We start from the raw sequence: 23,006 nt of genomic DNA, 5'->3' as shown, positions 1-23,006 counted from the left end.
TGGTTTTTATTTAATCATTTTTTTACTTTTTTATGAAACTGCCTTTAACTTTTTTAAAGTAGTTTTTATTAATTTATCTTCAACATACGTTTTAGTAACGTTTAATTTTTTATCGTTACTACTAGGTAATTCAAACATGGCGTCGGTTAAAATCTCTTCACAAAGAGAACGCAATCCTCTAGCTCCTAATTTATATTCAATAGCTTTTTCAACAATATGATCTAGAGCCCCATCGGTAATTGTAAAATCAACATCGTCCATAGAAAATAGCTTTTGATATTGTTTTATAATAGCATTTTTAGGCTCTGTAAGAATAGCTCTTAAGGTTTGAGCATCCAATGGATCCATATGAGTAAGAACAGGTAAACGCCCTATTATTTCAGGAATTAGACCAAAGTCTTTTAAATCTTTAGGAATAATATATTGAAGTAGGTTGCTTTGATCGACAACATTATCAGACATAGAAGCACTATAACCAACAGCTTGCATATTCAAACGTTTTGAAATATGTCGTTCTATACCATCAAAAGCTCCACCTGCAATAAATAATATGTTTTCGGTGTTAACTTCGATAAATTTTTGGTCTGGGTGCTTACGGCCGCCTTTGGGTGGGACATTAACAACGGTACCCTCTAAAAGTTTTAGAAGTGCTTGTTGTACACCTTCACCAGAAACATCTCTGGTAATAGATGGGTTATCACTTTTACGAGCTATTTTATCAATTTCATCAATAAAAACAATGCCTTTTTCAGCTTTTTCTAAGTTGTAATCAGCAGCTTGTAATAAACGTGTTAAAATACTTTCTACATCTTCCCCCACATAACCAGCCTCGGTTAATACCGTTGCATCAACAATTGCTAATGGTACATTAAGCATTCTAGCGATTGTTTTTGCTACTAAAGTTTTTCCTGTACCTGTTTGACCCACCATAATGATATTACTTTTTTGAATATCGATATCGTCTTTCGTTACAGGCTGTAGTAATCGTTTATAATGATTGTATACCGCAACCGACATGACTTTTTTGGTCATGTTTTGCCCAATGATATACTCATCTAAAAAGGCTTTGATTTGTTGTGGTTTGCGTAATTTTAATTCTGCCGATAAATCGCTACTGTCACTTTGTTTCGATTCTTCTAATACAATACCATGTGCTTGCTCTATACATCTATCACATATATGAGCATCTAATCCTGCTATTAATAAATTTGTTTCGGGTTTTTTACGACCACAAAACGAACATTCCAATTCTTCTTTTGCCATTAATCTTTATGTTTTTAGGGAAAATTATTATAAATCCCTCTATAACAATTCGTTAAAATTACAAATTTTAATTTAATTACGAGCTAAAATCTCGTCAATCATACCGTATTCTTTTGCCTTATCTGCTTTCATCCAGTAATCTCTATCACTATCATTATATATTTTGTCGTAATCTTGCCCTGAATGTTTACTAATAATTTTATAAAGCTCTTCCTTTAAAATTAGTATTTCTCTTGCTGTAATTTCAATATCACTTGCTTGACCTTGCGCACCACCTAATGGCTGATGAATCATAACACGAGAATGTGTTAAACCACTGCGTTTTCCTTTTGCACCAGCACATAATAATACGGCACCCATGGAGGCGGCCATACCTGTGCAAATAGTGGCTACATCTGGTTTTATAAACTGCATGGTATCGTAAATACCTAAACCTGCATACACACTTCCTCCTGGAGAATTAATATAGATTTGAATATCCTTATTAGCATCTGTACTTTCTAAAAACAGAAGTTGTGCTTGAATAATATTTGCCACTTGATCGTTAATGGCTGTCCCCATAAAAATGATACGATCCATCATTAAGCGAGAAAACACATCGAAAATAGCAACGTTCATTTGGCGCTCTTCAATAATATTGGGCGTTAAGCTGGTTGGATACATGCTACTGATGATTTTATTGTAGTATGTGCTGCTTATTCCTTGATCTTTTATCGCGAATTTTTCAAATTCTTTTGCGTAATCCATAATTGTTTCTTGTTGTTTTTTTAGGTTAAATCCTTAATAATCAATAGAGTTTTTTTTAAATGAAGACATAAAAACTAATTTTCATCTTTCAAGTGAAATTTACTCAACAAATTAGGCGCTATAATTGACTAATTATAGCGCCTAAATATAATGAATTATTCTTTAAAGGCACAGGATTATTTATCGCCGTAAACTTCCTTTACAAAATTTTCGTAACTTAATTCTTTTACTTTAAGATTTGCTTTTTCTTTATAAAGAGCCAATAATTTTTGACTAATTAACTGCTCTGATATACGACGAGCTTCTTCTTGATTTGACAAGATACGTGCAGCAATATCATCTAATTCTTTGTCAGAAGGATTCATTTGACCAAATTGTGCCATTTGAGCTTTTATCATCTCTCTTGAATGATCTCTAATATCATCCATCGTTACTTGAATGTTATTATCTGTAATTAATTTTCCTTCAATTAATTGGTAACGTAAACTTTTTTCAGATTTCTCGTATTCTTCTTTTGCTTGATCGCTATCTAATGGTTGTTCACCAGCAGTTCGCATCCATTTTTGCAAAAACTCTGCAGGTAAGTCGAACTTGGTATTTTCAACCAAATACTCAGTTACATCATTCAAAAATTTCTGATCTGCCTGTTGTGTAAACTGTTTTTCGGCATCTTCTTTTATTTTGTCTTTTAATTCTGTAACCGATTTCACAACATCTTTCCCGAATAATTTATCAAATAAATCTTGATCTAAGTCGGCAAGTTCACGAGTATTAATTTCTGCAATTGTGAAATTTACTTCAATATCTAAACCATGTATATCGTCATGTTCTACTTTTAAAGCATGCATTAATTCATGCTCATCATCATAAAGCCCTTTAGTTTTCAATGTAATAACATCACCAACCTTAGCGCCTAGAAATTGTTTTTCGGTAGCTTTTCCTTTAAATTTGTCTAAAGTCAAAGTTACTTTATTTTCAATTTCTTTTTCTTCGTTTTTAAATGTACCAGTAATTTCACTATCCTTTTCTACAACTGTTTGAGAAATTAATTTTCCAGATTGTTTTTGAATACGCTCTATTTGCTCGTTAATCATTTTCTCGTCAGCAATAATGTGGTAGTGCGTAATAGGTTTTTTAGCTTTTAAATTAACTTCAAATTGTGGTGCTAAACCTAATTCGAATTCAAACGAAAGTGTATCAGCATCCCAGTTTATAGTGTCTTGTAATTTAGGTAATGGTTGACCTAGAACATCTAACTTTTCTTCTGTAAGATATTTATTTAGGGCATCTTGCAACAACTTATTTACTTCATCAACCAACACCGCTTTTCCGTATTGCTTTTTAACCATCCCCATAGGTACTTGACCCTTTCTAAAACCAGGAATGTTAGCCGTTTTACGGTAATCTATTAAGATTTTTTCCACTTTAGCACTATAATCTTCTTTAGCGATAGCTACTTTTACTACGGCATTTAATGCATCAACGTTTTCTCTTGTAATATTCATTTTAAATGATATGAAGCCTTTTATTAGGCATTTAACAAATACTATTAATTTTTTAACTCCAAATTTTTTAACTAAAATCGGGTTGCAAAAATATAACATTTTTGTAACCCGACAAAGTTTTTAACAGCTTGATTTAAAGCGGTTTTTTATCTTCTTTTAAAAGGGAATGTAGAAAAGATTGGAGTACTGAGAGCAGTATGCTAAATAGTATGGCTGTCCAAATACTGCTTACTGAAAAACCATCTATTAATTTATCGGCTAACAATATCATTAATGCGTTAATTATTAATAGAAACAAACCTAAAGTAACGATAGTAATAGGCAATGTTAAAATAACTAAAATGGGCTTTACCAACAGGTTAAGAATAGACAAAACAATAGCTACTATAATAGCATTAACAAAAGTATCACCTGATAGATTTACACCAGGTAAAAAATAGGCTAGAATAAATACTGCTAGTGCAGTTAAAAGAAGTCTAAGAATTAAACTCATAATGTCTTGGTTTTTAATAAAAATACAAAATAATTCACGAAACAAACTGCATCACAGCATCAAAAAAGTCTTTGGGATTTTCAGCATGCAACCAATGACCTGCGTTTGAGATGGTCATAATTTTTGAATTTGGAAAATGATTTGATATAATGTTTTCATCCTCTACGCCAATATATTCTGAACGGTCACCACGCAAAAACAACGTATCTTTTTCAAATGTGGCTTGTGATGGTAAAGGCTCTCCTACTTCGGCTACTTCTTCTTTTAAAACTTTTAAATTCATACGCAACCCCAATTTTCCTTTTTCAACCCAATAGAGGTTTTTTAGTAAAAATTGTCGGGTTCCTATATCGGAAACATAACCACTTAACACCTTGTCCGCTTCGCCTCTACTTTTTAAAATATCAAAATTTAAGGCGCTTAATCCATTTAAAATACCATCGTGATGTACGGGGTAAAAACGCGGTGAAATATCGGCAATTATTAATTTTTTAACTAATTCTGGATATTTAGCAGCAAACAACATTGCTGTTTTTCCACCCATAGAATGCCCAAGTAATATAATGTTTTCAAGTTGATGTGAATTGCAATAATCCTTTAAATCTTCAACTAAAACTTCATAATTAAATTCATTGTTGTGAAAGCTATGGCCGTGGTTACGTTGATCGACCAAGTGAACTTGGTAATTTTGTTCGCTGAATTGGATACCGAGGGTTTTCCAATTGTCACCCATTCCTAAAAATCCGTGAAGAATAACAAATGGCAGACCTTCGCCTATAATATTTGAATGTAAAAGCATTATTTTAATTTGTGTAAATACATTTGAATAACATTTTCTATACCTAAATATAAACTTTCTGCAATTAAGGCATGACCTATTGAAACTTCTAACAGGCTTGGTATGTTATCTTTAAAAAATTTAATATTATCTAAGGATAAATCATGGCCTGCATTAATGCCAATTCCTAGATTATGTGCTAATTCTGCAGTTTTTATGTATGGTTTTATCGCGTCCTTATTTCCTAAACTGTATTGATGTGCAAAGGCTTCAGTATACAATTCAATTCTATCGGCTCCAGTGGCTTTAGCGCCTTCTATTTGCTTCAAAATAGGGTCTACAAAAATAGAGGTTCTAATGCCGTTTTGCTGAAACTCTTTAATCACATCAACCAAAAAATCTTTATGCTTTATAGTGTCCCAACCTGCGTTGCTGGTAATAGCATCTTCAGCGTCTGGAACTAATGTAACTTGAGTAGGTTTTATTTCCAAAACTAATTTTAAAAATGATTCTACAGGGTTGCCTTCAATATTATATTCGGTAAAAACAACGGGTTTTAAATCACGTGCATCTTGATATCTAATGTGGCGTTCGTCAGGTCTGGGGTGTATAGTCACGCCTTCAGCCCCAAAACGTTGTATGTCCTTTGCGAACTGAACAACATTAGGCACATCGCCTCCTCTAGAATTTCTTAAAGTGGCTATCTTGTTAATATTTACACTTAACTTTGTCATGTATCACTGTTTTAAAAGACAAAAATACAAAGTAGAACAGGCTTATATGCTTTTTTTTTGATTAATTTGCATTCATATAAATAGGATAATGAAACATGCATAACTAAATTTTATTACATGTAGTAAAGTGGATTATATGGATGCTACATCTGACAAATTAAAAAATAAACAAGAACAGATGAAACTATCAGAATTTATTACAAACGATATAAAACCATTAAATAGCAATAGTAAAATAAGCGATTTACAGCATCTATTTAATCAGTTAACCTATTCACATATTCCTATTCAAGATGATAATAATATCTATCTAGGAAGTTTTTCTGAAAATGATGCACATTGTTTTGAAACCAATAAAATGGTTAATGATTACAAATATGCTATTGAAAATTTTTTTGTACGGGATTCAACCATTTGGCTCGATGTTTTAGAAGCTTTTGCTGTAAACTCTGCTAACATTATGCCTGTTTTGAATCATCAAAATGTGTATTTGGGGTATTATGAGCTTAAAGAGGTTATTAGTTTATTTAGTGAATCGCCTTTTTTTTCTGATCCTGGGGGAATTTTAGTTATCGAAAAAGGTATTAGCGATTATAGTTTTAGTGAAATTAGCCAAATAGTAGAAACCAATAATGGCAAATTATTAGGTGCTTTTGTATCTAAAATGAAACCCGATTTGGTTCAGGTTACTTTAAAAATAGGCAATACGGGCCTTAATGAAATTATACAAACATTTCGTCGTTATAGTTATAATATTGTATCTGGTCATGAAGAGGATAGTTATCTAGAAAGTTTGAAAGAACGTTCGGATTATTTGAATAAATATTTAAATATATAAAACGATTATATGGATATACCATATAACCTATGAAAAATAATAAAAATTCACAAATGAAGGTTGCCGTTTTTGGACGATTTTATAATGAAACTACTACCACTGCTGTAGAAAAACTATTTGATTATTTATTAAAGAAGGACGTTGATGCTTATATTGAAACGGAGTTTTTTGATCTTATAAAAAAAGAAACTCCAAATTTTGACGATTACAAATCTTTCAAAACATTTGATACTTTAGATAAGTCTTTTGATTTTTTAGTAAGCATAGGGGGAGATGGTACTATTTTACGTGCTATTATTTTTGTAAAAGATATGGGTATTCCAATTGTGGGAATTAATACAGGTCGTTTAGGCTTTTTAGCTACGATTCAAGTCAATCAAATAGAAATTGCTATTCAAAATATCATAGATGGTAAGTATAAAATTTCAGAACGTAGTTTGCTTTCTATTGAAACATCTCCTGAAAACGATGATATAAAATCGCTTAATTTTGCATTAAATGAAATAGCGGTAAGTAGAAAAAACACAACCTCCATGATAACTGTTGAAACGTATTTAAACGATGAGTATTTAACATCATATTGGAGCGATGGTTTAATTGTTTCAACACCAACGGGCTCAACAGGGTATTCATTAAGTTGTGGAGGCCCTGTAATAACACCAGATACTAAAAGTTTTGTTTTAGCACCGATAGCACCCCATAATTTAAGTGCACGACCATTGATTATTCCAGACTCTACTGAAATTCAATTAAAAGTGTCAGGCAGGGAAGAAAACCATTTAATCTCTTTAGATTCCAGAATTGCTACCTTAGAAAATGGCACCATTATTAAAATTAAAAAAGCCGATTTTAAAATCAAAATGATTGATATTTTAGGAGAAAGCTTTTTAGACACGCTTCGAAAAAAATTACTTTGGGGCGAAGACAAACGCAATTAGGCAATATTTTCAAAGAAATGCTGTTTTTACACTAATACAATTTGAGCTAAATTGTATTAGGCATTTCTTATTTATTATATTTGCAAACTTTTGAATATTTATGAGGCATTTAACCATCTTGATATTAAGCATTTTAAGCGTTCAACTAAGCCACTCTCAAATTAACGAATTAGGTGTATTTGTAGGAGGTAGTAATTTTATAGGTGATGTAGGGGCTACCGATTATATTTCGCCCAATAGTCCTGCTCTAGGAATTCTATATAAATGGAACAGAAGTCCAAGACATTCTTGGAGAATTTCTTTAATATATTCCGACTTAGAGACTGATGATAGTAAATCTGATGATCCAAGACGTGTTGAAAGAGATTATTATTTTAACTCAAATTTATTAGAAATCGCTGCGGGTATGGAGTTTACCTTTATGGATTTTAATTTGCATTCTGGCAGAAAATTGGCAACACCATACTTATATACAGGTATAAGTGCTGCTCACCATACTAATTATTACTTTTTAAATGGTGTACAAACTGACGAAAATAATTCAAGTTGGGCTTATGGGATTCCTATGGCGCTAGGGGTTAAAACAAATTTTTTAGGTAATTTTATTTTAGGTATGGAAGTAGGGGCACGTTATACATTTTCAGATGGAATAGAGGGTAGTCTCCCCAACGATGCAAGTCACTTGGAATACCGATTTGGCAATATTAATAATAATGACTGGTATGTGTTTTCGGGTATTACCTTGACCTATACATTTGGAGAAAGACCATGTTATTGTATAAATTAAAAATGGACTTAAAGGAAAGCGTACAAAGTAAAGAACTACCAAAACACATTGCTATTATTATGGATGGCAATGGGCGTTGGGCAAAACAACAAGGCATGATGCGTGCTTTTGGTCATGAAAACGGTACAAAATCAGTAAAAGAAACAGTTGAAACTTGTGCAGAACTTGGTATAGAAAACCTAACACTTTATGCGTTTTCTACCGAAAATTGGAACCGTCCAAAGTTAGAAGTCCAAACCCTTATGAAGCTTTTAGTGTCTTCATTAAAAAAAGAAATCAAAACACTTCAAGACAACAATATAAAGCTCTCTGCCATAGGTAATTTAAAAAGCTTACCTAAAAAAGTTTTTAAAGAACTTCACGAAGTTATAGAGCAAACAAAAGACAATACAAGAATGACTTTAACCCTAGCTTTAAGCTATGGCTCTCGCGAAGAATTGCTAAATACTGTTAAAGAGATTAGTATTAAAGTTAAAAATAATATAATTTCGCCCGAAAAAATTGATGAATCAATTATAAATGAGCATCTTTACACGCGAAATTTACCAGATGTGGATTTGCTTATTAGAACGAGTGGGGAACAACGGATAAGCAACTTTTTACTTTGGCAAATTGCATATGCCGAATTGTATTTTACGAGCGTATTATGGCCGGATTTTACAAAACAGCATTTGTATGAAGCTATTATTGAATATCAAAAAAGAGAACGACGATTTGGGAAAACAAGTGAACAACTTAGCTAATAATTTACCTTTGATAAAATTTTTAAAACACTGTACGGTACTGTTACTTTTTGTAAGTAGCATTACCATCCAAGCACAAGATTTACCATATAGCAACGGTAAAAAATACATTTTAGGAGATATTTCAGTATCCGGAAATACATCATTTAGCGAACAAACCATTATTACCTATTCTGGGTTAAGTAAAGGAAAAGAAATGGCCATTCCGGGTGAAGATATTGGTGATGCTATTAAAAAACTTTGGAATTCAAAATTATTTAGTGATATAGAGGTTTATATAACTCACATTGAAGGCGATGTTGCATATTTAGAAATTAGATTGTCTGACTTACCACAACTTAACGAATTAAAAATTAATGGTGTAAAAAAGGGTAAGGTTGAAGGTGTTATTAAAGATACCAAATTAAATAAAGGAGTGAAAGTTACCGAAAATCTTCTTACTACAACAAAAAATTTCCTAACTAAAAAATATAAAAAAGAAGGCTATTTAAATTCAAAAGTACATATCAATACTATTGAAGTAAAAGACTCCACTCCAACGGCGCGAGTTAATATGGTTCTTAATATTGATAAAGGTGAAAAAGTTAAAATAAAAGATATAGTGTTTACAGGAAACGAAGTCTTAAGCGATAAGCAGCTTCGTAAAAGCATGAAAAGCACAAAAAAAATCAACCGCATTCGTATATTAAAACGATCAAAATTTATTGACTCGGCTTATCAAGCAGATTTATCGAATGTTGTAGAGAAATATAAAGAGAATGGTTATAGAGATGCACGTATAGTATCAGATAGCGTTGTTTATAATGATAAAAAAACCATCTCATTACAAATAGCGGTTAATGAAGGTGAGCAGTACACATTTGGTGATATAACCTTTATTGGAAATACTGTTTACACTAATGAACAATTATCTAGAATGCTTCGTATTAACAAAGGTGAGACCTATAACGGAGTATTATTACAAAAAAGAATTGCAGATGGATCTAAACCAGACGCCGATGATATAACAAACCTATATCAAAATAACGGTTATTTATTCTCAAGCATAAACCCTGTTGAAGTAAGTGCGGTTAACAATGTTATCGATTTAGAAATTAGAATATCTGAAGGAAAACCTGCATATTTTAATAATGTTTCAATAGTAGGTAACGATAAAACAAATGACCACGTTATATACCGTGAAATTCGAACACGCCCAGGACAATTATACAGTAAAGCCAATGTGGTACGTACTGTGAGAGAGCTTGGTCAATTAGGGTTTTTCGATGCTCAAGAAATATCACCAAATTTTAACAACCCTAATCCTAATGAGGGTACTATTGATATGGAATACTCGGTTAAAGAAACGGGTTCTAGTCAAATAGAATTACAAGGTGGTTACGGTGGAGGTGGCTTTATAGGTACTTTAGGATTGTCGTTTAATAACTTTTCTATTAAAGATATCTTTAAAAAAGACGCTTACAAACCGATCCCAATGGGTGATGGTCAAAAATTAGCATTGCGTTTACAAGCGAGTCGTTTCTACCAAACCTATAGTTTCTCATTTTCTGAGCCTTGGTTAGGTGGTAAGCGTCCAGTACAATTTTCAACCTCTATATCACATACAAAACAATTTTTATATAATCCTTTAAATGGAAATGCTGATAAATCTAAAAGCTTTAATATAACAGGGATTACTTTTGGTTTAGCTAAACGATTGCAGGTTCCTGATGATTTCTTTGTGTTATCACAAGCTGTGAGTTTTCAACGTTATGATTTAAATAATTACAATACAGGTTTATTTACTTTTGGTGATGGCTATGCAAATAACTTATCATATACCGTTGGTTTGGGCAGAAATAATACCAGCGTAGATCCTATTTATCCTACGGCTGGCTCTAGCTTTAATGTGACTGCCAAATTATCTATTCCTTATTCATTATTTGATGGTGTAGATTATAAAGGATTAAAAGAAGAATATGATGATTTAAATCTAACAGATTCTGATGATTATGCAAGAGCAGCAGAAATAGATCAAGAACGTTACAAATGGTTAGAATTCTACAAAATAAACTTTAAAGGCGAATGGTACACACAACTAACCAAAGACTTGGTATTAAAACCGAGTGCGGAATTTGGTTTTTTAGGAGCTTATAATAATGATAGAGGCGTTATCCCTTTCGAGCGTTTCTTCCTTGGTGGTGATGGTTTAGGAAGTTATAGTTTAGATGGTCGAGAATCTATTGCATTACGTGGTTATCCAAATCAATCATTGTCGGATAACGATGGAGGTACTATTTACAATAAGTTCTCATTAGAATTGCGTTACCCTATTACACTAAAGGCATCGGCTAAAATTTATGGATTGTCCTTTTTAGAAGGAGGGGCATCTTATAATAACTTTAGAGATTACAACCCATTTGATATTAAACGGTCTGCAGGTTTAGGTGTTCGTATTTTTATGCCTGCATTTGGTTTATTAGGAATAGATTTTGGTTACGGTTTTGATCCTTTAGAATCACAAGGTGAAATTAAAGCCCATGGTTGGGAAACGCATTTCATTATCGGGCAACAATTTTAAGGGTAAAATTTATTTTGGCACGATATTTTCTAATAACAGTTTGATGATTTGAATGAGAATTAAAATTTTTAAAATTAAAATTCGTTAATTTTGAAGATATAATTCAAACAAGTGACAGAAATGAAATAAATCATCTGTCGGTTTTAGAATTTATAAGAAAATAAATTATAAATAATAGACACATGAAAAATAACGTTCTTTTTTTACTGACATTAGTTTTTATGATTAGCGTTTCTGTTAATGCTCAGCGTGGTGTAAGAATTGGATATATTGATACTGAATTTATTTTAGAAAATATTCCAGAATACCAAGAAGCTACTGCGCAATTAAATGAAAAAGCAAGCAAATGGAAAAACGATATTGAAGCCCAATTAAGTGCCATAGAACAAAAACGAAAAGATTTAAGCAATGAAAAAGCTCTTTTAACAAAAGAGCTTATTGACGAACGTGAAGAGGATATTTCTTTTGAAGAAAAGGAGATTTTAGATTATCAGCAAAAACGATTTGGACCCAATGGCGACCTGTTTATTCAAAAAAGACAATTGATGCAGCCCATTCAAGATCAAATTTTTGCTGCAGTTCAAGATATGGCAACAACAAAACAGTACGATCTCATTTTAGATAAATCTGAAACAGTTATGCTATATTCGGCAAAACAATTAGATTTAAGCGACCAGATAATACGTAGTATTACAAGAAGTGCAAAACGTAATCAAGCGCAAACTAAATCGGAACGTAAAGCTGCAGAAGCAGAAGAGTTAGTGCCAGAAATTAACTATGAATTGGAAGCACGAGAAAAAGCGTTAGAAGAGAGAAAAGCGGAACGTGTAAGTGCCGTTGAAAAACGCCGACAAGAAATTCTGGATGCCCGTGCAGCAAAAGTTAAAGAAGCAGAAGACAAACGTCAACAAATATTAGAAGAACGCGAAAAAGCAAAACAAGATAAGTTGGATGAAAGAAAAACATCTGATGAACCAGAAGTAACAGACAAAACTGTTGAAACGACAAAACAAGCTGAAACTAAAACTGAAGAAGTAAAAACTCAAGCTCAATTAATTGAAGAAAATAGACAAGCAAAGTTAGCCGAAAGAGAAGCGAGAAAAAAAGAATTGGAAGATAGAAAAAAGAAAATTCTTGAAGAGCGTCAAAAAGCTAAAGATAGTACAGACAACAAATAACAATTTATAACACATTAACACTATTAAAAATGAAACAATTTAAAACTCTATTATTAGCAACTGCATTATGTATTGGAACGGTTAGTTTCTCTAACGCCCAAAGCAAAATTGCTCATATAAATACACAAGAATTAATTACGGCCATGCCAGAGATGAAAGAAGCTCAAAAGCAACTTGAAACTTTAAGCAAAACCTACCAAACAGATATTCAAAGTTCTATTACAGAATATCAGAATATTGCCAAGCAATATGAAGCAGAAGCTGCTACGAAAACAGAAGAGGAAAACATGAAAAGAGGTCAAGAATTGCAAGAAAAACAACAACGTATTCAGCAATTCAGAACTGATGCACAACAAGATTTACAAAAAAAGGAAATGGATTTGTTACAGCCAATTACCGAAAAAGCAAAAGCTGCTATTTTAAAAGTAGGTAGAGCTCAAGGTTTTGATTATGTTTTAGATTCTGCTCAAGGAGTAACTATTTTAGCCGATGGTAAAAACTTATTAGACGATGTTAAAAAAGCATTAGGTATCTAATAATTTAGAAACTAAATAAAATTTACAAAAAGCTGTCTTTTACAAGGCAGCTTTTTTTAGTTTTGTTAAACTATGAGCAAACAACCTATTGGCATTTTCGATTCTGGTGTTGGTGGCACTTCTATTTGGAAAGAAATTAACATGCTTTTACCAAATGAAAGCACCATCTATTTAGCTGATAGTGCCAATGCGCCTTATGGTTTAAAGACGAAAGAAACCATTATAAATTTAAGTATAAAAAATGTTGAATACCTAATCAATCAAGATTGTAAAATTATAGTTGTGGCCTGTAATACTGCCACTACAAATGCTATTTACATACTTAGAGACAAATATAAACTCCCCATTATTGGTATAGAGCCAGCTATAAAACCAGCAGCACTCAATACCAAAACAAAGGCTGTAGGTATTTTGGCTACCAAAGGAACCCTTTCTAGCGAGTTATTTCACAAAACGACTGATTTGTTTGCTAGAAATATTAAAGTAATTGAACGCATTGGAGAGGGGCTTGTTGAGCTTATTGAAAGCGGGCAGTTATATTCCGAAACCATGAGGAATTTATTGAAACAGTATTTACAACCTATGATTGATGCCAATGTTGACTATTTAGTCCTAGGTTGCACCCACTACCCTTATTTGATGCCTTTATTAATAGAGTTACTTCCTAATAACGTTAAAATTATAGATTCGGGCGAAGCAGTAGCAAGACAAACCAAAGCTGTTTTGCAAAAATACGATTTGTTAAATAATAGTATAGCAAAAGGTAATTGTCAATTTTTTACTAACGGAAAAACTGAAGTTTTAGCATCTCTTTTAAAAGACACATTGGATGTTAAATATCTTAATTTTTGATTTAAAGCAGAATGAACATTAGAAACTATTAATAACTAATCTCTTTATAAAAAACGAAATAATAAGTACATTAGCAATCTTACAAACTCAACAACTATTGAAGTAAAATTTCACTAAAAAAACCATTTACCATTGGCTAAAAAAGAAAAGAAAGAAACCCCTTTAATGAAACAATATAATGCTATTAAAGCAAAATATCCAGATGCTTTATTGCTGTTTCGTGTGGGCGACTTTTATGAAACGTTTGGTGAAGATGCAGTTGAAGCAGCGGGTATTTTGGGTATTACTTTAACAAAACGTGGCGCTGGTAGCGAGAGTGAAATTGAGTTGGCAGGTTTTCCACATCATTCTATAAATACCTATTTACCAAAACTAGTTAAAGCAGGGAAGCGTGTAGCTATTTGCGACCAGCTAGAAGATCCTAAACAAACAAAAACCATTGTAAAACGAGGAGTTACCGAATTAGTAACACCTGGTGTGGCGTTTAATGATGAGGTTTTGGTGTCTAAATCGAATAACTTTTTGTGTTCGGTGTATTTTGATAAAAAATATATAGGGATTTCATTTTTAGATATTTCTACGGGTGAATTTTTAACGTCTCAGGGAAATGCCGAATACATTGATAAGTTACTGCAAAACTTTAACCCGAGTGAGGTGCTGGTTTCTAAACAAAAACGGACGCTTTTTAATGAAACCTTTGGAAAAGATTTTCATACGTTTTATATGGAAGATTGGGTATATCAAACCGATTATGCCTACGAAACACTTATAAAACATTTCAACACCAAAACACTTAAAGGCTTTGGAGTTGAAGATTTGAATGAAGGTATTATTGCATCGGGTTCTATTCTTCATTATTTAGGCGAAACCCAGCATAATAAACTTCAACATATAACATCTATATCTAGAATTTCTGAAGACGCGTATGTGTGGATGGATAAATTTACCATTAGAAATTTAGAGCTTTATAATTCTACCAATAACAATGCGGTAACCTTATTGCATATTATTGATAGAACTATCTCGCCTATGGGCGGGCGTATGTTAAAACGTTGGTTGGCATTGCCGTTAAAAAGTATCGATAAGATAAAACAACGTCATGAAGTGGTACATTATTTAAAAAATGAAAATAGTACGCTTCAAAAAGTACAAAATCATATTAAACATATTGGCGATTTAGAACGCTTAATTTCTAAAGTAGCAACGACTAAGGTGAATCCGCGTGAGGTTATTCAGCTTAAAAACTCATTAGAAGCTATTGTGCCAATAAAATCATTGGCAAGTAATTGTGATAATGAATCGTTGAAGATTATTGGTGATACACTTCAAGGTTGCGATATATTACGAGTAAAAATTAAGGAAATGCTTAATGAAGATGCGCCTGTGAATGTTTTAAAGGGGCATACGATCGCTCCTGGTTTTTCTTCAGAATTAGACGAGTTACGTGGCTTATCAAAATCTGGAAAGGATTATTTAGATAAGATGCTACAAAGAGAAAGCGAACGTACAGGTATTACTTCTTTAAAAATAGATTCCAACAATGTGTTTGGGTATTATATTGAAGTACGAAATACCCATAAAGATAAAGTTCCAGACGAATGGATCCGTAAACAAACACTAGTTAGTGCAGAACGTTATATTACTGAAGAGCTAAAAGAATATGAAACCAAAATTTTAGGTGCCGAAGATAAAATATTGGCAATTGAACAACAACTGTTTGCAGAATTGGTAGCTTGGATGAACCAGTATATAAAACCAGTACAACAAAATGCTTATTTAATAGGGCAATTAGATTGTTTGTGCGGGTTTGCACAATTAGCAACCGATAATAATTATGTGTATCCAGTTATTGATGAATCTCATGATTTAGACATAAAAGAAGGACGCCATCCTGTTATAGAAAAACAACTACCTATTGGTGAGGCTTATATTGCTAATGATGTATTTTTAGATAGAACAAACCAACAAATCATTATGATTACGGGGCCTAATATGTCTGGTAAGTCGGCCATTTTGCGTCAAACGGCATTAATTGTACTGTTGGCTCAAATAGGAAGTTTTGTGCCCGCTAAAGAAGCTAGAATTGGTTTGGTTGATAAAATTTTCACCAGAGTAGGTGCGAGTGATAATATATCGATGGGCGAATCTACATTTATGGTTGAAATGAATGAAACAGCTTCTATTTTAAATAATATTTCCGACAGAAGTTTGGTGCTGTTAGATGAAATTGGTCGTGGTACCAGTACGTATGATGGTATTTCCATTGCTTGGGCCATTAGTGAGTATTTACACGAACATCCAGCAAAACCTAAAACCTTGTTTGCGACCCATTACCATGAACTTAATGAAATGACCGAAACGTTTGGTCGTATTAAAAATTATAATGTATCGGTAAAGGAGTTGAAAGACACGGTGCTTTTTATTAGAAAATTGGTTGAAGGTGGCAGTGCACATAGTTTTGGAATTCATGTAGCGAAAATGGCAGGCATGCCGCAACAAGTTTTGCATCGCGCAAATGCTATTTTAAAGAAATTAGAGAAGTCACATTCCAGTGAAGAGCTTACTGATAAGGTGAAAACACTCACTGATGATATGCAGTTAAGTTTTTTCAATTTAGACGATCCGCTTTTGGAAAACATAAAAGAAGAAATATTACACATTGATATTGATACACTTACGCCTGTAGAAGCTTTAATGAAACTGAACGAAATTAAGCGTATGTTGGTTAAGAAAAAGCGTGCTTAAAATTAATTTCATTTATTTTAATAAAAGGCTTTGGTTTTAGAAGAAATATTTTAAATTTGCATCCGCAATAGAGATATTGCACGTTCTTAAAAATTGCGAAAGTAGCTCAGGGGTAGAGCATCACCTTGCCAAGGTGGGGGTCGCGGGTTCAAATCCCGTCTTTCGCTCTGAAACTTTCTTTAAAATATACCAATCGATGTGCTTAGCGCAATCGAATGATGCTGAAGTGGTGGAATTGGTAGACACGTTGGACTTAAAATCCAATGAACATTAGTTCGTACGGGTTCAAGTCCCGTCTTCAGTACTAAAGCCTTATCTTTTATTAGATAAGGCTTTTTTTTTGTCATAATTTGAATGACAAAATAGTCAATATCTACAGTAGTTTAAAGGTAAAATCGGCTCAAGAATAAAACTTGGGGACAATTATATATATTTTTTTAAATTTACAATCAAAAGAGCTTTTGCATTTAAATTTAGCCCAATATTTACTACCCGAAGGAATCTTAGAATATTTTGATGTAGTTTCCAGTAAATCTGAATCTGATAAAATTCACTTTTACTTAGAAGAAAAAAATATCCTACCTGTCGAATACGAACAGCTCCCTGCTAAATCTAAGGGATTCATACCTGAAATTACTGTAGAAGATTTCCCTTTGCGAGGGAAAACGGTTTTACTTCATATCAAACGGCGTCGTTGGACACTTTTAGAGAGTCATCAGATCATAAAAAGGGATTGGAATTTAGTAGCGCAGGGAACTCGAATGACCTCAGAGTTTGCTGCTTTTTTAAAAGATATCTCTAGATACTAACGCGGTAAGTGCCAGTAGATTTGGGGAGTATTACAAAACCAATGGTAAGCGTCTTCAGTTTATTTACAAAAACCATCTTAGCGATTTTAATGAGTGGAAACAGAAAACCCATGCAAGCGAATGGTTGTTTTTTGGAAAAAACTTAGGCAAATATTTAAGTTTAGATGAAACCTCTCTTTCAAACGGAGAACTCTATACCATCTTAACCAATAAAGATGCTCATGGTAAAAAAGGAGCTATTGTAGCCTTAGTTAAAGGAACCAAGGCAGAAGATGTGATAAAAGTAATCAAAATGATAGACGGCTCAAGACGTAATATGGTTAAAGAGGTTACAGTGGACATGGCTGCAAACATGAACTTAATCATCAAAAAGTGTTTCCCTAAAGCAGAAATTGTAACCGATAGGTTCCATGTGCAAAAGTTAGCCACGGAAGCTGTTCAAGAAGAACGTATTCGATTGCGTTGGGAGGTTCTTGAACAAGAAAACAGGCTTATCGGGAAGTCAAAAAAGAAAGACATGGTTTACTCGCCAGAAATACTTAGCAATGGGGATACCAAAAGACAGCTTTTGGCTAGGAGTAGATATTTATTGTTTAAACACAAAACCAAATGGACTCCATCACAAATTACAAGGGCTGAACTATTATTCAAACGGTATCCATCAATAGAAAAATGCTATAACTTAGCACAACAACTTAGCAACATTTACCAAACCAATACCAATAAAGATGTTGCAAGATTAAAACTGGCACATTGGTATGAAAATGTTCAGAAATCTGGATTTAAATCATTTAATACAATATCTAAATCATTACAAATACACCATAATTCTATCTTGAACTATTTTAATAATAGAAGCACTAATGCTTCGGCGGAATCATTCAACGCCAAAATAAAAGAGTTTAGATCGCAATTCAGAGGCGTAAGAGATGTGAAATTTTTCCTGTTCAGACTAACTAAATTATACGCATAAATAACTTAGTCCCCAAAAAATGAGCTTGATCCGTAAAATCCTGTATTAAGTAATTATCAAAACAACGTTTATAGATTTATATATGAAGATGTCTTTCACTATGTATAAATTTTTTTCCAACTTATATTCATGAATTATTATCGGTGATAATTCATGAAATTTTGTAAAAATTTAAAAAACAGATTTCATTTCAAATACAATTATAAATTTTGTGGCTTGAACGTTTAAAAATTGAATGAATAATACACTAATAGATAGAAATAATATCGAATATTCACAAAGAGAAGTCTTACATTTAACATACTTAATTACTTTTTATAAAAGATAAAAAGTAATAGTTAAAACTTAGAACTAGTATGTTTAAATATAAGCTTTCAATAAAAGAAAAAATCGGTTATGCATTAGGAGATGGGGCAGCAAACATTGCATGGAGAGGGGTTGCTACTTTTCTGTTTATTTTTTATACGGATGTTTTTGGCTTAGATCCAGCTACAGTAGGCGTTTTGTTTTTAGTCGCTAGATTTAGTGATGGAATTAGTGATGTTTTGATGGGGATTTTAGGTGATAGAACAAAATCAAAATACGGAAAATTCCGCCCATGGATTTTATGGACAGCCATTCCATTAGGGATTAGTTTATCATTATTGTTTACCAGTCCAGATTTTAATTCAACAGGAAAAATAATTTATGCCTACGTAACCTATATTTTATTTACACTTATATATACAGCTAATAATATACCTTATGGCGCTTTAATGGCGGTAATGACCGGTGATGATAAAGAGCGAACAAGCTTAGGATCCTATAGAATGGTTGGTGCTTTTGGAGGGGGTATGCTTGTACAAGGTGTATTATTATTTTTAGTTGCCTATTTTGGAAATATTAATCCAGATATAAAAGTAGATAAATTAGATTTTCAAAAATTTAAGGTTGAAGTTTCTGCTAATTCAGATATTGAAAATGCCAATATCAAAACAGACGATGGAATAGCTATGTTTTATTGGGACAATGAAACTGCAGAAAATAATGAACCAACTCATAATAAAAGTTTTTCGTTAAAAGCTGATGAGACATATTCTTTTATTGTTGTAGGTGAAGAAAATTTGAATGCTACAAATATTTCTATTATAGATCAGAAGCAAGGTTATAGTAAATCTATTTATGTTTTATCTATATTTCTTATTGTATTTATGCTTATCACTTTTTATACCACTAAAGAACGCGTGTTGCCACCAGTAAATCAAGAAAGTAATCTAGGAAAAGATTTGCGGCAACTTATCACTAACAAACCTTGGTTAATCTTATTGGTTATTGGGTTGCTTTTTAATGTGTATAATTCCATTAAGCAAGGAATAGTGGTTATTTATTTTACGCACTATTTAGGCAATCAATTGTTGGCTGCAAGTTTTCTAGTAGGTCTTATGTTGGCTTCTGTTGCAGGTGCTATGTTAACAGCTTCATTAGGTAACAAGTTCGGGAAACGAAATTTATTTATTTATGCATTGCTTTTGTCTGGTTTTTTTAATGCCTTATTGGTTTTTTGTGGACCCAATAATCTGGGAGCTATATTTTCTATAGGAATTATTTCAGAATTTTTTGCAGCTATTTTTCCTACGTTGTTTTTTGTTATGTTAGGTGATGCGGCCGACTATTCTGAATTTGTAAATAAACGAAGAGCCACAGGGCTTATTTATTCCGCAGGATCATTTGCTACAAAATTTGGAGGAGGTATTGCTGGAGCCATTATAGGGTTTGTTTTGGCGGCTTATAATTATAACGGACAAGATGCTGTTTCTATAAATGGGGCACTGCCTGGAATCGTTATATTGATGAGTTGGATGCCGGCTATTGTTACACTAATTGCTGCAGGATTAATGTTGTTTTATCCCTTAAAACAAAAGAAACTAGATGAAATTACTATTGAATTAAACCGTAGAAGAAATAGTTAAATTTCTTCTTTCTTCTAATTGAAGTTTAGTTATATGTTTACACTTGTTAATGAAAATTAAACGAGTCCTTTTTTAGCACCAGTTTTAGTGATTATTATAAAAGCATAAAGAGAGACTGTTTAGTAAATAGCCTCTCTTTATTGTTAAAAGCAATGGATTAATTGCTTGGCTTTAATACAATACTTGCTTTAATTCAATACTTGTTTTTAAAGTAGATTGTGAATTTCCACCAACAAAAACTTCAAAATCGCCTGATTCTACAGCGTAATCTCCATTATTATCATAGTAACCCAAATTGTGTTTGTTTAGAGTAAAATTAATAATTTTACTCTCGCCCGGTTTTAGGTTTACCAATTCAAATCCCTTAAGTTCCTTTATGGGTCGAGTTACCTTAGCAACTAAATCTCTAATGTATAGTTGAACAACTTCCTTTCCTTCATATTTGCCAGAGTTTGTTAATTTTACAGAAATAGTAATGTCTTCTGCGCATGAAAATTTTTGTTTGCTTACTTTTAATCCTTCATATTTAAAAGTAGTGTAACTAAGTCCATACCCAAAAGGGTATAAAGGTGTGTTTTCAACATCGCTATAATGAGACCAAAATACTAAATTAGGATTATTAGCATCTGCAACGGGTCTTCCCGTATTTTTATGATTATAATAAATAGGTATTTGGCCTATATTTCTAGGGAAAGTCATTGTTAATTTGCCACTTGGATTGTAATCACCGTACAAAACTTGAGCAACAGCATGGCCTGTTTGAGTACCTAGTTGCCAAGTTTCAACAATTGCAGGGATGTGCTTGTCCGCCCAATTAATAGTTAAAGGTCTACCATTTTTAAGTACCAATACTATGTTTTTATTTACTTTATAAACTTCTTCCAGTAGTTCTTGTTGTACTCCAGGAAGATCTATTTCGGTTCTACTTCGTGCTTCGCCACTTTGAAAACCGTGTTCACCTAAAACCATTACTACTACATCTGCTCCTTTGGCAGCATCAATAGCTTCTTTAAATTCACTTCTGTCTGTAGTGTTAATTTTAAGTTCATTTACAAATTGAGTGTTCCCGATTGTTACATCTGCGCCCTTTTTATAAACCAAATTATTGCCTTTATATTCTGTCATACCTTCTAAAACAGAAATAGCGGTATTGTCTTTTGAAGCAATTCGCCAACTCCCTAAAGGGCTATTTTTTTCATTTGCTAAAGCTCCAATTAAAACGATATTTTGTCCTTCTTTTTTTAGAGGAAGTAGTTGGTTGTCGTTTTTAAGAAGTACAATGGACTTTTTTGCCATATCTAAAACAGCATCCATATGTTTAGGGCTGTAAATAACTTCTTTTTCTCTTTCTTCATCGCAATATTTATAGGGGTCATCAAATAAACCTAATTCAAATTTAACGGTTAAAATTCTTCTAACAGCATCATTAATTATGTCTTCATGAACCACACCTTCCTTTACCAATTGTGCTAATTCTGAAACGTATATATGAGACTCCATATCCATATCAGAACCTGCAATGGCAGCTATTTTCGCTGCAGCTTTATTGTCTTTAGCATAGCCCCACATAACTAGTTCTTTAATTGAAGCCCAATCTGAAACGACAAAACCCTTGAAATCCCATTTGTTTTTTAAAATATCACGAAGCAGATATGCATTTCCAGTTGCGGGTATACCGTCTAATTCATTAAAAGCATTCATAAATGTTTTAACGTGAGCGTCAACAGCAGCTTTAAATGGAGGAAGGACGATATTATGCAATGTGGATGCTCCTATATCAACAGGATTGTATTCTTTGCCAGATTCTGAAAAGCCATAACCCGCAAAATGTTTAGCGCAGGCAGCAATAGTGTTTATGGCAGATAAATCATCACCTTGAAAACCATGTACTCGAGCGGCAGCAATTTTACTGCCTAAAAAAGGGTCTTCTCCTGCTCCTTCCATAACGCGTCCCCATCTAGGGTCCCTTGAAATATCTACCATAGGGGCGAAAGTCCAATTGATACCTGCAGCTGAAGCTTCTGTAGCAGCCACTTGAGCCGATTTTCTTATTGCTTCTAAATCCCAACTACAAGATTCTGCCAAAGGAATGGGGCTTAATGTTTTGTAGCCATGTATAACATCAAAGCCTATAATTAATGGAATGCCTAACCTCGATTCTTCAACCACAATTTTTTGAACAGCCCTTACTGCATTGGCTCCTCTAACAGAAAGCATGGAACCTACAAGACCATTTTTTAAATGTTCATATTTTTTCTCTGCATCACCCTCATTAGGCACAGGACCCGTAACGTCCCAAAAACCGTTGTATTGGTTCATTTGACCAATTTTTTCTTCAAGAGTCATGATATTTAAAAGAGAATCGACTTTTAATTTAAAATGGTCAGATTTAGCAATAATTTTTCCAGAGTCAGTGTTACACGCCATAAATATTAAAATTACAGTTAGGCCCATAGTGGGTTTAATTTTAACTTCCATAATAATCGTTTTTTTATTTGTATAAATAGTTCAAAATCAATTATATTACACGAAATCTATATATAATATGTTTATTATTAATGATACTATTTTTATATAA

At 32.8% G+C, this 23,006-nt stretch carries 19 protein-coding genes and 2 tRNA genes; 14 read left to right on the top strand and 7 right to left on the bottom strand.

Going from position 1 to position 23,006, the window contains the following annotated elements; genetic code table 11:
- Positions 1 to 30: 30 nt before the first annotated feature.
- From clpX to QLS71_RS04955, 6 genes are all read right to left on the bottom strand, one after another.
- Positions 31 to 1,263: an ATP-dependent Clp protease ATP-binding subunit ClpX gene (gene clpX / locus QLS71_RS04980; protein ID WP_308991372.1), complete on the bottom strand. Its 1,233-nt coding sequence runs from the start codon at positions 1,261 to 1,263 to the stop codon at positions 31 to 33.
- 72 nt (positions 1,264 to 1,335) lie between these two features.
- The gene (gene clpP / locus QLS71_RS04975; protein WP_308991371.1) at positions 1,336 to 2,010 is read right to left on the bottom strand and encodes an ATP-dependent Clp endopeptidase proteolytic subunit ClpP; all 675 of its coding nucleotides are present in this window, start codon (positions 2,008 to 2,010) and stop codon (positions 1,336 to 1,338) included.
- Between the two features lie 176 nt (positions 2,011 to 2,186).
- Complete coding sequence (gene tig, locus QLS71_RS04970; protein ID WP_308991370.1) at positions 2,187 to 3,515, bottom strand: trigger factor; 1,329 nt, start codon at positions 3,513 to 3,515, stop codon at positions 2,187 to 2,189.
- 133 nt (positions 3,516 to 3,648) lie between these two features.
- Positions 3,649 to 4,008: a phage holin family protein gene (locus QLS71_RS04965; RefSeq protein WP_308991369.1), complete on the bottom strand. Its 360-nt coding sequence runs from the start codon at positions 4,006 to 4,008 to the stop codon at positions 3,649 to 3,651.
- Between the two features lie 34 nt (positions 4,009 to 4,042).
- A complete protein-coding gene (locus QLS71_RS04960; RefSeq protein ID WP_308991368.1) occupies positions 4,043 to 4,807 on the bottom strand; it encodes an alpha/beta fold hydrolase in 765 nt (254 codons plus the stop codon).
- A complete protein-coding gene (locus QLS71_RS04955) occupies positions 4,807 to 5,520 on the bottom strand; it encodes a pyridoxine 5'-phosphate synthase (protein WP_308991367.1) in 714 nt (237 codons plus the stop codon). The genes QLS71_RS04960 and QLS71_RS04955 overlap by 1 nt, the downstream gene beginning before the upstream one ends.
- A gap of 178 nt (positions 5,521 to 5,698) precedes the next feature.
- Between QLS71_RS04955 and QLS71_RS04950 the strand changes: the two genes are divergently transcribed.
- The 14 genes from QLS71_RS04950 to QLS71_RS04885 all read left to right on the top strand — a co-directional run bounded on the left by QLS71_RS04950 (position 5,699) and on the right by QLS71_RS04885 (position 20,428).
- Positions 5,699 to 6,358 carry an acetoin utilization protein acuB gene (locus QLS71_RS04950; protein ID WP_308991366.1) on the top strand — a complete coding sequence of 220 codons (660 nt, stop codon included), beginning with the start codon at positions 5,699 to 5,701 and terminating at the stop codon, positions 6,356 to 6,358.
- 53 nt (positions 6,359 to 6,411) lie between these two features.
- Complete coding sequence (locus tag QLS71_RS04945; RefSeq protein ID WP_308991629.1) at positions 6,412 to 7,296, top strand: NAD kinase; 885 nt, start codon at positions 6,412 to 6,414, stop codon at positions 7,294 to 7,296.
- 100 nt (positions 7,297 to 7,396) lie between these two features.
- Positions 7,397 to 8,083 (top strand): DUF6089 family protein, encoded by a 687-nt coding sequence (locus QLS71_RS04940; protein WP_308991365.1) that lies wholly within the window; start codon positions 7,397 to 7,399, stop codon positions 8,081 to 8,083.
- 2 nt (positions 8,084 to 8,085) lie between these two features.
- Positions 8,086 to 8,826 carry an isoprenyl transferase gene (locus QLS71_RS04935; RefSeq protein WP_308991364.1) on the top strand — a complete coding sequence of 247 codons (741 nt, stop codon included), beginning with the start codon at positions 8,086 to 8,088 and terminating at the stop codon, positions 8,824 to 8,826.
- A complete protein-coding gene (bamA, locus tag QLS71_RS04930; protein WP_308991363.1) occupies positions 8,759 to 11,386 on the top strand; it encodes an outer membrane protein assembly factor BamA in 2,628 nt (875 codons plus the stop codon). Before QLS71_RS04935 ends, bamA begins: the two co-directional genes overlap by 68 nt.
- Before the next feature lie 182 nt (positions 11,387 to 11,568).
- Positions 11,569 to 12,564, top strand: a complete 996-nt coding sequence (locus tag QLS71_RS04925; RefSeq protein ID WP_308991362.1) for an OmpH family outer membrane protein — start codon at positions 11,569 to 11,571, stop codon at positions 12,562 to 12,564.
- A gap of 29 nt (positions 12,565 to 12,593) precedes the next feature.
- Positions 12,594 to 13,100, top strand: coding sequence for an OmpH family outer membrane protein (locus QLS71_RS04920; RefSeq protein WP_308991361.1), 507 nt, complete (start codon positions 12,594 to 12,596; stop codon positions 13,098 to 13,100).
- Positions 13,101 to 13,172: 72 nt separating this feature from the next.
- Complete coding sequence (murI, locus tag QLS71_RS04915; RefSeq protein WP_308991360.1) at positions 13,173 to 13,952, top strand: glutamate racemase; 780 nt, start codon at positions 13,173 to 13,175, stop codon at positions 13,950 to 13,952.
- Between the two features lie 132 nt (positions 13,953 to 14,084).
- Entirely contained in the window at positions 14,085 to 16,697 is a 2,613-nt protein-coding gene (mutS, locus tag QLS71_RS04910) for a DNA mismatch repair protein MutS (RefSeq protein WP_308991359.1), read from the top strand.
- A 95-nt stretch (positions 16,698 to 16,792) separates the two neighbouring features.
- A tRNA-Gly gene (locus QLS71_RS04905) sits at positions 16,793 to 16,864 on the top strand.
- A 53-nt stretch (positions 16,865 to 16,917) separates the two neighbouring features.
- Positions 16,918 to 17,001: transfer RNA gene (locus tag QLS71_RS04900), tRNA-Leu, on the top strand.
- A 157-nt stretch (positions 17,002 to 17,158) separates the two neighbouring features.
- Positions 17,159 to 17,506: a transposase gene (locus QLS71_RS04895; protein WP_348636621.1), complete on the top strand. Its 348-nt coding sequence runs from the start codon at positions 17,159 to 17,161 to the stop codon at positions 17,504 to 17,506.
- A 61-nt stretch (positions 17,507 to 17,567) separates the two neighbouring features.
- Positions 17,568 to 18,479, top strand: coding sequence for a transposase (locus QLS71_RS04890; RefSeq protein WP_348636625.1), 912 nt, complete (start codon positions 17,568 to 17,570; stop codon positions 18,477 to 18,479).
- Between the two features lie 356 nt (positions 18,480 to 18,835).
- Complete coding sequence (locus QLS71_RS04885) at positions 18,836 to 20,428, top strand: MFS transporter (protein WP_308990797.1); 1,593 nt, start codon at positions 18,836 to 18,838, stop codon at positions 20,426 to 20,428.
- Positions 20,429 to 20,599: 171 nt separating this feature from the next.
- On the opposite strand, the gene bglX is transcribed toward QLS71_RS04885, so the two are convergent.
- On the bottom strand, positions 20,600 to 22,855 hold the full coding sequence (bglX, locus tag QLS71_RS04880) for a beta-glucosidase BglX (RefSeq protein WP_308990805.1): 2,256 nt from the start codon (positions 22,853 to 22,855) through the stop codon (positions 20,600 to 20,602).
- Between the last annotated feature and the right edge of the window lie 151 nt (positions 22,856 to 23,006).

The organism is Mariniflexile litorale (assembly GCF_031128465.2).
Taxonomy (GTDB): Bacteria; Bacteroidota; Bacteroidia; order Flavobacteriales; family Flavobacteriaceae; genus Mariniflexile; species Mariniflexile litorale.
The sequence above is the reverse complement of the archived record's forward strand: the minus strand, read 5'-3'. Positions and strand labels throughout refer to the sequence as shown.